The organism is Enterococcus avium ATCC 14025 (genome assembly GCF_000406965.1).
In the GTDB taxonomy this organism is placed as follows: Bacteria; Bacillota; Bacilli; order Lactobacillales; family Enterococcaceae; genus Enterococcus_A; species Enterococcus_A avium.
The window spans coordinates 18658-31154 of sequence record NZ_KE136363.1 but is presented as its reverse complement, the minus strand read 5'-3'; the positions used below and the strand labels follow the sequence as shown (position 1 = coordinate 31154).

12 protein-coding genes and 1 tRNA gene are annotated in these 12497 nt (G+C 37.1%); 1 reads left to right on the top strand and 12 read right to left on the bottom strand.

The genetic code is table 11. From position 1 onward, the window contains the following. Positions 1–37: 37 nt before the first annotated feature. The 6 genes from eno to rpoN all read right to left on the bottom strand — a co-directional run bounded on the left by eno (position 38) and on the right by rpoN (position 7252). Positions 38–1351 carry a phosphopyruvate hydratase gene (gene eno, locus OMU_RS10275; RefSeq protein WP_010739546.1) on the bottom strand — a complete coding sequence of 438 codons (1314 nt, stop codon included), beginning with the start codon at positions 1349–1351 and terminating at the stop codon, positions 38–40. A gap of 112 nt (positions 1352–1463) precedes the next feature. After that, positions 1464–2219, bottom strand: a complete 756-nt coding sequence (gene tpiA / locus OMU_RS10270; RefSeq protein ID WP_010744522.1) for a triose-phosphate isomerase — start codon at positions 2217–2219, stop codon at positions 1464–1466. Positions 2220–2351: 132 nt separating this feature from the next. Further along, positions 2352–3542 (bottom strand): phosphoglycerate kinase, encoded by a 1191-nt coding sequence (locus OMU_RS10265; RefSeq protein ID WP_016179848.1) that lies wholly within the window; start codon positions 3540–3542, stop codon positions 2352–2354. A gap of 151 nt (positions 3543–3693) precedes the next feature. After that, a complete protein-coding gene (gene gap, locus OMU_RS10260) occupies positions 3694–4695 on the bottom strand; it encodes a type I glyceraldehyde-3-phosphate dehydrogenase (RefSeq protein WP_016179847.1) in 1002 nt (333 codons plus the stop codon). 35 nt (positions 4696–4730) lie between these two features. Next, a complete protein-coding gene (locus tag OMU_RS10255) occupies positions 4731–5774 on the bottom strand; it encodes a sugar-binding transcriptional regulator (RefSeq protein ID WP_016179846.1) in 1044 nt (347 codons plus the stop codon). A gap of 176 nt (positions 5775–5950) precedes the next feature. After that, positions 5951–7252, bottom strand: a complete 1302-nt coding sequence (gene rpoN, locus OMU_RS10250) for an RNA polymerase factor sigma-54 (protein ID WP_016179845.1) — start codon at positions 7250–7252, stop codon at positions 5951–5953. Positions 7253–7304: 52 nt separating this feature from the next. Between rpoN and OMU_RS10245 the strand changes: the two genes are divergently transcribed. Then, a tRNA-Arg gene (locus tag OMU_RS10245) sits at positions 7305–7376 on the top strand. A 91-nt stretch (positions 7377–7467) separates the two neighbouring features. Here the strand turns inward: OMU_RS10245 and OMU_RS10240 are convergent. The 6 genes from OMU_RS10240 to OMU_RS10210 form a co-directional block, all read right to left on the bottom strand. Further along, positions 7468–8700: a tyrosine-type recombinase/integrase gene (locus OMU_RS10240; protein WP_016179844.1), complete on the bottom strand. Its 1233-nt coding sequence runs from the start codon at positions 8698–8700 to the stop codon at positions 7468–7470. A 46-nt stretch (positions 8701–8746) separates the two neighbouring features. Further along, a complete protein-coding gene (locus OMU_RS10235) occupies positions 8747–9010 on the bottom strand; it encodes a helix-turn-helix transcriptional regulator (protein WP_016179843.1) in 264 nt (87 codons plus the stop codon). A gap of 392 nt (positions 9011–9402) precedes the next feature. After that, a complete protein-coding gene (locus tag OMU_RS10230; protein WP_016179842.1) occupies positions 9403–9612 on the bottom strand; it encodes a helix-turn-helix domain-containing protein in 210 nt (69 codons plus the stop codon). A 548-nt stretch (positions 9613–10160) separates the two neighbouring features. Continuing rightward, on the bottom strand, positions 10161–10517 hold the full coding sequence (locus OMU_RS10220) for a hypothetical protein (RefSeq protein WP_016179840.1): 357 nt from the start codon (positions 10515–10517) through the stop codon (positions 10161–10163). 179 nt (positions 10518–10696) lie between these two features. Continuing rightward, positions 10697–11071 (bottom strand): VOC family protein, encoded by a 375-nt coding sequence (locus tag OMU_RS10215; RefSeq protein ID WP_016179839.1) that lies wholly within the window; start codon positions 11069–11071, stop codon positions 10697–10699. Between the two features lie 22 nt (positions 11072–11093). After that, the gene (locus OMU_RS10210; RefSeq protein WP_016179838.1) at positions 11094–12494 is read right to left on the bottom strand and encodes a glycoside hydrolase family protein; all 1401 of its coding nucleotides are present in this window, start codon (positions 12492–12494) and stop codon (positions 11094–11096) included. Positions 12495–12497: the final 3 nt, after the last annotated feature.

The following is a 12497-nucleotide window of genomic DNA, read 5'->3' as shown; positions in this document are numbered from 1 at the left end:
AGCTGTGAGGAAATTCCTCACAGCTTTTTATTCACTACTATTTAGCGATGAATGGGTTGTTTTTTAAGTTGTAGAAAGATTTGATTCCTTTGTATTCTGCAACATCACCCAATTGGTCTTCGATACGTAATAATTGATTGTATTTAGCAATACGGTCAGTACGTGAAAGAGAACCAGTTTTGATTTGACCAGCATTTGTTGCAACAGCAATATCAGAGATTGTTGAATCTTCTGTTTCACCAGAACGGTGAGAGACAACTGCAGTGTAGCCCGCTTCTTTAGCCATTTCGATAGCGTTGAATGTTTCTGTTAAAGTACCGATTTGGTTAACTTTGATAAGGATTGAGTTTGCAACGCCCATATCGATTGCTTTAGCTAATTTTTCAGTGTTTGTAACAAACAAGTCGTCACCAACTAATTGAACTTTATCGCCTAAAGCTTCAGTTAATTTCTTAGTACCTTCCCAGTCGTTTTCGTCTAAGCCGTCTTCGATTGAGATGATTGGGTATTTAGCAACTAATGATTCGTAGAATGCGATCATTTCTTCAGTTGTTTTTTCGCCTTCGCCTGAATCAGCTAAAACGTAAACACCTTTTTCTTTGTCGTAGAATTCTGAAGAAGCAGCATCCATAGCAAGAACGATGTCTTTACCAGGTACATAGCCAGCTTTTTCAATTGCTTCGATGATTACTTCAAAACCTTCTTCGTTAGAACCAAGGTTAGGAGCGAATCCTCCTTCGTCACCAACTGAAGTAGCAAGACCTTTAGCTTTTAAGATTGAAGCTAAAGCGTGGAATACTTCTGCACCATAACGTAAAGCTTCTTTGAATGTAGGAGCGCCAACAGGCATGATCATAAATTCTTGGAAGTCGATAGAGTTATCAGCATGTGATCCACCATTGATGATATTCATCATAGGAGTAGGCAAAACTTTTGTATTGAATCCGCCAAGGTAGTTGTACAATGGGATTTCTAAGAAGTCAGCAGCTGCACGAGCAACAGCAATAGAAACACCAAGAATAGCGTTCGCACCTAATTTACCTTTGTTAGGAGTGCCATCTAATTCGATCATAGCAGCATCAATAGCAGCTTGGTCACGTACGTCGTAGCCGATGATTGCTTCAGCGATGATGTTGTTTACATTATCAACTGCTTTAGTAACACCTTTACCGCCGTAACGAGCTTTGTCGCCATCACGTAATTCAACGGCTTCGTATTCACCAGTTGAAGCACCTGAAGGAACCATACCGCGGCCGAATGCGCCGTCTTCTGTATAAACTTCTACTTCGATTGTTGGGTTACCACGTGAGTCTAGGACTTCGCGTGCGTAAACGTCTGAGATAATTGACATGTTTTGTCTCTCCTTTAAAATTTGTTTTTATTAAAGGGTTAAAAACCCTTATAACCAATATTAGTGAAAATCGCCGGCAGTTGCAAACAAAAGCCGCAATTTTCTATAAAAATTATTTTGCGCCTTCTAATAAAGCTAAGAATGAGTCAGCTTTCAAGCTTGCTCCGCCGACTAAAGCACCGTCAACGTTTTCTTTTGCCATGTATTCAGCGATGTTTTCAGGTTTCACAGAACCGCCGTATTGGATACGAACAGCTTCAGAAACTTCTTTGCCGTAGATACCTTCAACTGTTGAACGAACAACGCCGCAGATTTCATCAGCAATTTGTGCGTCCGCAGATTTACCAGTACCGATAGCCCAGATTGGTTCATAAGCAATGACCATGCTTGAAACTTGTTCAGCAGAAAGGTCAGCTAAGCCAGCTTTGATTTGTCCTTCGATCCATTCAGCTGTTTTGCCAGCTTCATAGGTTTCTAAAGACTCACCGCAGCAAAGAATTGGCAACATGCCGTTAGCAAAGATCGCTTTGGCTTTTTTGTTGATTTCTTCGTCTGTTTCGTGGAAGTATTCACGACGTTCTGAATGGCCGATGATGACATAATCCACACCAAGATCAGCTAAAGCGGCAGGTGAAGTTTCACCAGTGAATGCTCCAGCATTTTCCCAGTAGCAGTTTTGAGCAGAGATTTTTAAGTCAGTGCCTTTAGCTGCTTCAACTAATTCTTGTAAGAATAAAGCAGGAGACCCGATCACTGAATCTACTTTATCATTAGCAGGAATGTTGTTTTTCACTGCTTCAGCAAAATCTTTTGCTTCTGATGCAGTTAAATTCATTTTCCAGTTACCAGCGATAATTGGTTTACGCATTTAAAAAAACTCCTTTTTGAATTTTTATTGTCTAGTATTACGAGCTAGCTCTCTTCAACAATAAGCGGAGCTAATGTAGAACAGTGCCTACTTACTGCTTGAGAGCTGAACGAGCTCGAAATACTTTTCTGATTATTTGTCGTTGATTGCTGCAAGACCTGGTAATTCTTTACCTTCTAGTAATTCAAGACTTGCACCGCCACCAGTTGAGATGTGAGTGAATTTGTCAGCAAAGCCAAGTTGTTCAGCTGCAGCTGCAGAGTCCCCACCACCGATGATTGTTGTAGCATCTTTCAAGTTAGCGATTGCTTCACAAACACCGATTGTTCCGCGAGCGAAGTTGCTCATTTCGAACACACCCATAGGTCCGTTCCAAACAACTGTTTTAGCGCCTTCTAATGTTTGAGCGAATAAAGCGATTGATTCTGGTCCAATGTCAAGACCCATTTGTCCAGCAGGAACATCACCAGTATGTTCTTCAGTTGGAACATCGTTTGAGAATTCAGCCGCTGTGATTGAGTCAACTGGTAAAACTAATTTGTCGCCAGCTGCTTCGATCAATTCTTTCGCCAAATCCACTTTATCAGCTTCAACTAATGAGTTACCGATTTCCATGCCTTTAGCTTTGTAGAATGTATAAGTCATTCCGCCGCCGATTAAGATTTTGTCAGCTTTAGGAATCAAGTTTTTGATTACGCCGATTTTGTCAGAAACTTTCGCGCCACCTAAGATCGCAACCATCGGGCGTTTAGGTTCTTCCACAGCTTCGCCGATGAATTTAATTTCTTTTTCCATTAAGAATCCAGCAACAGTTGGAATTCCAGTAGAAGCGATACCTACGTTTGAAGCGTGCGCACGGTGAGCCGTACCAAATGCGTCATTAACGAATACATCGCCTAATGAAGCCCAGTATTTACCCAATTCAGCGTCATTTCCGCTTTCTTTTTTACCGTCGATATCTTCAAAACGAGTGTTTTCAAAGACAACCACGTCGCCGTCTTTCATGTCTGCGATTGCTGATTCCAATTCAGAGCCACGAGTTTCAGGTACAAACGTTACATTTTTACCCAATAATTCGCTTAAACGTTCAGCAACTGGTTTTAATGATTTGCCAGCTTTATCTTCTTCTGTTTTCACACGACCTAGGTGAGAGAACAAAATTGCTTTGCCGCCTTGTTCTAAAATGTAGTTGATTGTTGGTAACGCCGCTTTGATACGAGTGTCATCAGTAATCACGCCATCCTTAACAGGAACGTTAAAGTCCACACGAACTAAAACTTTCTTGTCTTTCAAGTCAAGATCTTTAACTGTCATTTTTGCCATGAAAGAAAACCTCCAAATAATTTTTTTAAATCTTTATTATTATACAACTCTTTTTGACAAAAGAGCCAATGATAAACTTACGAAAAAAACGGAGAAGCGCGTCGCTTCCCCGCCTTGTTCAGACAATGTTCTTTTTCGTTTAAAATAAATCTTATAGGTTTGCGAAATATTCTAAAGTACGAACTAATTGAGCAGTGTATGACATTTCATTGTCATACCAAGCAACTGTTTTAACTAATTGTTGGTCGCCAACAGTCATAACTTTAGTTTGAGTTTCGTCAAATAATGAACCGTAAGTCATACCTACGATATCTGAAGAAACGATTTCGTCAGTGTTGTAACCGAATGATTCGTTAGCAGCTGCTTTCATTGCTGCATTTACTTCATCAACGGTAACTTTTTTGTCAAGAACTGTTACTAATTCAGTTAATGAACCTGTTGGAACAGGAACACGTTGAGCAGCTCCGTCTAATTTACCGTTTAATTCAGGAATAACTAGACCGATTGCTTTAGCAGCACCAGTTGAGTTAGGCACGATGTTTGCTGCAGCAGCACGCGCACGACGGAAGTCGCCTTTAGGGTGAGGTCCATCAAGAGTCATTTGGTCACCAGTGTAAGCGTGGATAGTTGTCATTAAGCCTTCAACAACGCCAAATTCGTCATTTAAAGTTTTAGCCATAGGAGCTAAACAGTTAGTAGTACATGAAGCACCAGAGATAACTGTTTCGTCACCAGTTAAAGTTTCGTGGTTAGTGTTGTAAACGATTGTTGGAACATCGTTACCACCAGGAGCTGAGATAACAACACGTTTAGCACCAGCTGTTAAATGTTTTTCAGCAGCAGATTTTGAAGTGAAGAATCCAGTACATTCTAATACGATATCTACTCCTAGTTCTCCCCAAGGTAATTCTTCAGGGTTGCGGTTAGCAAGAACCTTAACTTCTTTGCCGTTCACGTTGAATGAACCTTCGTGAACTTCAACAGTTCCGTTAAAGCGACCTTGAGTTGTATCATATTTTAACAAGTGAGCCAACATTTTAGCGTCTGTTAAGTCGTTGATAGCTACAACTTCCAATCCTTCTACATCTTGGATACGGCGGAATGCTAAGCGTCCGATACGTCCAAATCCGTTAATTCCAACTTTTACTGTCATTTAAGATTTCCTCCTTATGGAATCAAAAAATATATTTATTTTAAAGGGGATGTCCCTTTTAAAATCTCGTTTGCCGCAGCTTCATCGGTGATGAGCCACGTTTGTTGTGGAGCATTTTTCATATACGCTGTAATGGCTTTGGCTTTACTCTTGCCACCAGCGACTGCAAGAATCGTCGGCATCTTTTGAATATCCTCTAAGGATAATCCGATACGCGGCACCTTATGAACGATCTCTCCGTTCTCGTCAAAAAAGTACCCAAAGGATTCTGCAACGGCATTTTTTTGTTTCAGACGAACAATCTCATCTTCAGACATTTTTCGTCTTGCTGCCATGTGCAATGCTCGGCCAATACTGTGAACTACACAATTGGCTTCTTTAATCATCGCCAAGACACTTCTGATAGAAGGTTCTTTCAGCAGAGTATGATACGCCTCTTCGCTTAATTGCTCTGGGACATATAATGCACGATGCTCCCCATGAGCATTGGCTGCCATCAAGGCACTGACTGAATTTGCTTGAATTGATACGGCTTCGCCGATACCTCCTCTAGCTGGAACAAAAAGATTATGTCGTTTGACTGTTTCTAATGGACTGACATGTCTGGCAACTTCCGCCATCGTAGTTCCGCCCATCACTGCGATAATATTTCGGCCTTCTGGCAGTTGACGCTGCAAAGCCTCATCAACTAACTCACCAAATTCACCAATTACCTTTTCCTGCTCATCACTGTTACCAGAAACGATCAAGCATCGTTCGATCTTAAAAAGTGAAGCAAGTTGTTTTTCTAACTGATCCATTCCGGTAAACTGTTCCATCAATAGTTCTAAATGCTGTAACAGCCCCTCGCCCTTTTCAGTTAATAACATGCCGCTCTTCGTTGCATCAATCAAACGCTGATCTCTAAGATAATCCGTCTCCCCACGTAATACTCGCTCGGTAAGACCTAATGAATCAGCTAAGTTTCTTCGACCGATTGGTTGCATCCAAAAAATATTCTGCATAATGCGATATCTCTTTTTGACAACCTCTAGCACATCAGGGGCGATTGCTTCAAGTACTCTTAATTCACTTAACAAAGGAATTCCTCCGTTGGACTTAAGTAGTCCCTCATAGACTTTTAGCGACCCATGAATTTTAAAAAAAATGCAAGAAACTCAAATTACTGATTTGAAATTTGCTGATTTCTTACATGACAAAGTGTAACAGTTTTGCGCCTTATACGCAAGGAAAAAGCCAAGTTTTTTTACTTGGCTCAATCAAAACGTTTTCTTTTCGAAGAGCTGGGAATATTTAACGCATCTCGATACTTTGCGACCGTCCTCCGAGAGATTTTTTGCTCTTTTTCTGCGAGTAATTCCACTATTTTTTGATCAGATAACGGTTTACGTTTATCTTCTTGCTCAACGAACGATGCAATTAATTGCTTGACCTCATCCGCAGAGGTATCCTCATCATTGACTTTATTGACAAAAAAGCTGCGCAGTTCGAAAACACCAAAGTCAGTTTCAATATATTTTCCATTGACCGCACGACTGATCGTTGATTCATGAACTTCCAATTGTTTCGCCACATCTTTAAGCATCAACGGCTTTAATGCCCCCTGCTTTTCTTCAAAGAACGCGGCTTGATGCTGAACAATGATTTTTCCAACCTCTAAAATGGTATCTTTTCGCTGTCCCAGCGTTTTGTTCAGCCATTCAAATTGCTGGAGTTTTTCTTTCAGGTAAATTTTGGTTTCTTCGTCCGCTTGCTGTTTCAAACGATTAAAATAATTTTCCTGAAAATTCAGCCTTAGCTGCCCTCGCTTATTTGATAATACAACTAATCGTCCTTCTCTTCTTACTAAAGTGAGATCCGGAATGATAAAATTGGAATCCTGCCCGCCAAAGCTTGCTCCTGGGAATGGATTCAATGTCCGAATATAATCTAAAATTTGCTGAACCTGCGGCAAGCTGATTTGATATTCTTTAGCAATCTGCTCGAATTTCCTCTTTGCAATCGCATCAAAGGATTCTTCTAATAATAGATAAGCTAGTTCTGGCGCATAATCATCTTGCTCAGTCTGGAGCATCAAGCATTCCTGTAAATTTCTTGCACCAACACCCGGCGGATCTAATTGCTGCAAAAGCGTTAAAGCATCCAGATATTGAATATCTGTCGCGTTTAACTCATCCTTTATTTCTTCTTCATCAACTTTCAAATATCCATTAACATCGATATACTCTACCAAGACCAGCATAATCTCACGAATAAAGGTATCACGATAATTCAAATGTATCTGATTGATTAAATGCTCAAATAACGAAACAGGGTGATCGGCAATTTGAATGAAGGATTCTTCCTTAACTGCACCACTGTGCATTTGCATTAAATCACTTTGTATTTTCGGAGCAACTACGTCAAACAATGGATTCTCTAAAGAAACTGTTTCAACATAGTCCTGCAACTCCTCAGTATTAAATTGTAATATTTGAATCGCCTGCTGCAGCTCCTGTGTCATCGCTAATTTTTGGGTTTGCTGCTGCTTTTGCGAATAACCTTGTTGAAACTTCATATACTTTCCCCTTGTTTTTTTAAAATAATATGCTAAACTAATAATCGTGCTTGCGCCCTTAGTGTAGTGGATATCACGTAAGATTCCGGTTCTTGAGACGGGGGTTCGATTCCCTCAGGGCGCATACTTATTATAGTAGGTTTTATGACACTTTTCATCTTTGATGGAAGGTGTTTTTTTTGAAATCCCCACCATTTTCCCCACCATTTCCCCACCTATTTCGCTGCGGTACTCATTATTTCATCATATGCAAAAGAAGCTGGAGTTAATTCAATAACACTATTGTCATTTACATATATTTTAGTAGTAGCAATTTCTGAATGAGTTAATCCTTCGGAAATCTTTTCTAAGGACATCCCTTTCATTTTGGCTAATGTAGCAGAAGTATGTCGCAGTTTGTGAGGTGTGCAGTTGGTTAACTCTGGATGACGATTTTGAATGACCTGCATGCGACGATTTAAATAGTCTGTATGCAGCCTTTGATTAATTTCTCCCTTACGATTGGTGTAAGTAAAAAGAAACTGGTCGCCCTTCTGCTTAATCCCAAACTGAAAAAGCTCTTTTTTCTGATATTTTTTCCAGTCCAATAAAATCCTTTTTAAAGGAGCTGGAATCATCATTACACTCTTTTTATTTCCCTTTGTCGCTTTAACGTTAGCGTAACGATCAAGGGCTTGGGAAAGATAGATACGATTTTCATTTAAATCAACATGTTTCCATTGAAGCGCATAACTTTCTGATTTACGATCCGATAAGAAAAAAGTCGTCCAAAATAATGTATATTCTTGAATATTCAATAGCCCATCTACATAATCTTTTTCAACAGCATCGAACCATAGCAGGAGTTCTCTTTCACACAGATACTTTTCTTCCTCTTTTTTTAATTTTTTCAATTGATTCTTTTTAGAGGACTTAATTTTTCTTAACGGCTTTGTCAATCGATTATAGTCGATATAATCATATTCTTCCGCCAAATCCATTACCTGTATAAAATAGCTTCTGACTGATTTAAAATTCGCATACTCCTTAGCTTTCTTATTCATTTGTTTTACTACAAATTGCTTATGTTCATTCAAATAGTCAAGAGAATATTTTCCAAACATTGGCAACAAGTGTAAACGAAAAATATCTTCAGTATTTCTAATTGTAGCTGGCGTAGGAGCGGTTGGATGAGAACTAGTTAAACCATCCTTGTAATCACTCCAATACTCACTTTCAAAAAAATCTTTAAAAAGCAAATCTCCGAGTGATTTGTTAAAGATTTTTTCTTTATTTTCGCGTACAGAAGCTACTTTAATTTCAAAATCAACCTCTGCTTGCTTTGCTTCTTTCCTTGTTGAAAAAATTTTGTCGTATGACGCACTACTCAATTTCAAAATACTTACAATGTCTTTAGGGTATTTTTTTCGTACCCGATATGAGCCGCTCTTTGTTTTTGAAATACTCATGTGTTACTATCTCCTTCGATTGCGAGTCAAAGATGATATGAGCCTATTATACTCGTTCATCTAACCACTTATCAATCGCAATCCGATCAAATCTTAATACGCCGTTAATTCGTAGCACAGGAAAACCTTGTAGAATCCATTTATCCAGCGTATTATTTGAGATTTTTAAATACTTACATGCTTCTTTTTTAGCTAAGTATCGGTTCTCTAATTTGAGATTGAGTGCTACCAATATTTCTTGAACAATGTTGGCTTTTAAATCATTGAGATCCTGTTTAGTGATTACGTTATTAATTTTAATTGTCACCACCTAGCATTATCTTACCATTAGTAAAAAACAACACTTAACTATATGGCACTTGCTTTAAATTAAATTATTCTATTTAGTTTTCACTTTTAAACCGCTCTAGGTAAAGCGCATAGGTTTTCACCTCTCCTCAGTCTACGGGAGCCTTGCGGAAGTATTTATCCTCTATCATCATCGTTGCAACCTAATTACCAATATCAGGTTCTATGTTAGTTTTTAGTCGCTCTTCAAGGTCATGGCGAAACTACACAATAGCTCAAATGACAGAGCATATAATTTAAAAGTATAGTATTCAGTTTTCAAGGAACAAAAGGCATTATTTTCGCCTTCACTAAATAAATAGATAAAAGCAAATATTTTGAAACCAAAGGTATCAAAATATTTGCCTAAATTCTCTAATCGTCTAAATATTTATCTAAATCAAATGCTTGAACTGCTAGAATAAATTGCAACGATAGCTCTTGATAACAGTCTTTATTCATTCTTTTTGATGAATCAACTGAGTTTTTTATAAGTAAAGGCTTGAAAGATTCGAAGAGAGTATTCATTGCAATTTCATCACCTGTTTTAGCTTTTTTTATCAATGGAACTAGATTCTTTGTCATTAAATCACTCCGTTCAAAGAAATACTGGTTAAGGTACTTCTTTGGCGGAGATTTGTTACGCAAATCACAAGTTAAGTGTAAAATATATTTTTCAATTTATTCAAGATCTTTCTCTTTCTCTTCGAAATCGTTTGACTACTAACTGAATAATCTTTTCCGATGTCCATATCTGATCGACAATTCCAAAACTTCTCAAATAGTATATGTTTCTCCATATTATTAAGCGTATTTAGTCCCTCAGAAAAAATTTCTTGAAAAGTCAATTTTTCTTCAATGTTCTTATAGAATGATCTTGTCGAATTCCAATCGTTTTCGGAACTTACTTTCTCTACTATATTGTTCTCAATTAAATCTTCATTTTCGTAATAAATGGTCCTATTATGTTTGCTAAAAAAAGTATTCGCTTGTCTCCGTATTGTCACTGAAATATAGCGAATAAAAATATATGTTATATCCATTTCAGTCATAGGATTTGTCTCCCTTCTTTAATAATCAATTTGTACTGCCAATAACCACGATAGTCTCTCTGATCTGGTAACGAACACTCGTTATTCATTTTTAATAGAAATAGTACATGTCAAATTCTTCAACGTAATAGAAAGCTCATTTTTATTAATTAGCTTACCTATGATTTGTTTTTTACTTAACGGTACTGAGAGTTGCTTTAAAATTGATACAATAGTTCTTGAAACTTGATCAAATGAATTGTAATGTTGCATTTTATTTTTTTCATGATCTAAAATTGTAAGAACGCTTTTCAGTTTTACTGGCCCATTATTTTCTCTTTCATTAAGCTGATAAAGTTCTGTTTTTAAATCATAATACTGCTTAGATAGGTCGCTCCTTTCTTTGATTATTTCTTTCATGAACTGATAAATAGCTAACCTCTCTTTATCATTCGGCAAAAAAATCCCTCCTACAAAATAAATAGGAAGGATTACAAAATTTGAAACCAAATAAATTAAAAATACTGTCACTTTGAATTAATTTAAAATAGTAAATTCTCATTAAACTTTTGAAATACTGATACCAAAAAAAGAAGCACTTTTCGTTCATACCAAACTTAAAGTACTTCGTTATCTATTTATTTCTTCATTTGACTTATCTCTATAATCTCATGATTTGGACCGTAGAAATTAAAGTACCTGATTCCTTTCTCCCAGAATGGTAATTCCACAATGTTCTTATCCAATAATTCATATCCTAAATCTTGAATCGAATTGAATACCTCATCTATGTCATCCGTATCTAATGCTAGATGATCAATGGCTCCTCTACACTCAGTAGTTTTATCTTCCCATATTTCTATTATCGTTCCATTCAACTCGAAAAAGCCGACTTTACTTCCCACATTCATTTCTTCATTAATCAGACTAAACCCTAAGGATTCATAAAAGATTTTTGAAGCTCCAAAATCCTCTGTTGGAATTCCAATATGTTGTAAACCATTTAATTTCACTTACATCATCCCTTCAATTGTTTTAAAATCCACATTCATAATTTATTGAATAGTCTAGTTTATCTACCTTGATTGCTCCCTCCGTAACAGTCATACTTAATGCTGTTCCGACTTTATCATACATTCTAGTACTTAAAGCAACATTATCAATATATAAAACAGCTATCGTATCATCAACAATTAACTTTAGTTCATATTCTTTGCCTATTTCCAAAAATAGTGGTCGTTGCAGCCCCTTATCAAACATTTGAGGCCAAGGATAGTTCGGTGTCTTTCCAAAAGTAAGCTGATTATTAATCAATGAAATACGAAATTCGTATCCTTCTTGAGTATCACTATCTACAAATAATTTTAAAGCAAACTCCTTTGTTAACGATGTAATAGTCAAAGTTGTTTCAAATAGAAAATAATCTTCGATTTTAGGAACAATTACTCTTTCTTTTTTTCCAAATTCTTTCTCTAACTTAAAACTTGAAAATGGAGTGATTTCTTTAAAATTCTCAATTATTTTTTCAGGCAGTTTAACACCAAGAGTTTTGTCTGTCTTTTGAATAATTTGATGTGGAACAAGTGCACCGCCCCAATCCCAGTTATTTTGATCGTTCTCCCCTTCTTTTGTTGCAACCCAGCCAGTAAGAAAACGGCCAGTTTCATTAGTTCCGACTGTTCTTGCTGCATAATAGGCTTTTCCGTCGAAAGCTTCGTCTACTGGTGATTTCCAATCTGAAAATAATCCTGCTCCGACTCGATATTTAGTCTTTTTATCTTCACAATACTCTGAAAAAAGTAAATACCACGTTCCATCAATTTCAAATATATCAGGCATTTCAATCATGTTAAATTCATTATTAGCCCAGTAATCTCCTTTGAAATTCCAATCTTTTAAATCTTCGGATTCAAAATAGACTAACCTACCTGTAGGCTTTTTCTTACTTGCTGGTTTTCTAGCTCCTAGTATCAAAACGTATTTTCCATGATCTTGATCAAAAATTGCAAAAGGATCGCGCCAATCATTCTTATCATATCCTTCTTGAGGAACAAGTTTTGCTGCTTCGCCATCCTTTTTCCAATGAATTAAATCTTTAGAACTTGCAATCATTAACACTTCTGAAGTTTTTCCATCCAACTTAGCTTTGCGATTATGTCCAGTATACAAAGCTAAATACTCATTGATTCCTTTGACAATACTTCCAGCGTAAATGTATTGATCAATGTCATCGTTGCCACCACGATGAATTACTTCCCCGTATTCTTCAAATTTCACAAAATCAGTGGTTGTAACTAGTGACCACCCAAAAGGATCAGTTAAAGGTTTAGGATTTCTCGTATCTCGTTGATGAAATAGATAAAAAGTTCCATCTTTATAAAAAGGCATGCAATCCCCAAACCAAAAATCTTTAGGCTTGTAAAAAATTTTTTGCATTTA

What these genes read in the sequence shown, in the direction of transcription:
- eno (WP_010739546.1), bottom strand. Translation starts at nt 1,351, where the DNA reads ATGTCAATTATCTCAGACGTTTACGCACGCGAAGTCCTAGACTCACGT.
- tpiA (WP_010744522.1), bottom strand. Translation starts at nt 2,219, where the DNA reads ATGCGTAAACCAATTATCGCTGGTAACTGGAAAATGAATTTAACTGCA.
- OMU_RS10265 (WP_016179848.1), bottom strand. Translation starts at nt 3,542, where the DNA reads ATGGCAAAAATGACAGTTAAAGATCTTGACTTGAAAGACAAGAAAGTT.
- gap (WP_016179847.1), bottom strand. Translation starts at nt 4,695, where the DNA reads ATGACAGTAAAAGTTGGAATTAACGGATTTGGACGTATCGGACGCTTA.
- rpoN (WP_016179845.1), bottom strand. Translation starts at nt 7,252, where the DNA reads ATGAAGTTTCAACAAGGTTATTCGCAAAAGCAGCAGCAAACCCAAAAA.
- OMU_RS10240 (WP_016179844.1), bottom strand. Translation starts at nt 8,700, where the DNA reads ATGAGTATTTCAAAAACAAAGAGCGGCTCATATCGGGTACGAAAAAAA.
- OMU_RS10230 (WP_016179842.1), bottom strand. Translation starts at nt 9,612, where the DNA reads ATGACAAAGAATCTAGTTCCATTGATAAAAAAAGCTAAAACAGGTGAT.
- OMU_RS10210 (WP_016179838.1), bottom strand. Translation starts at nt 12,494, where the DNA reads ATGCAAAAAATTTTTTACAAGCCTAAAGATTTTTGGTTTGGGGATTGC.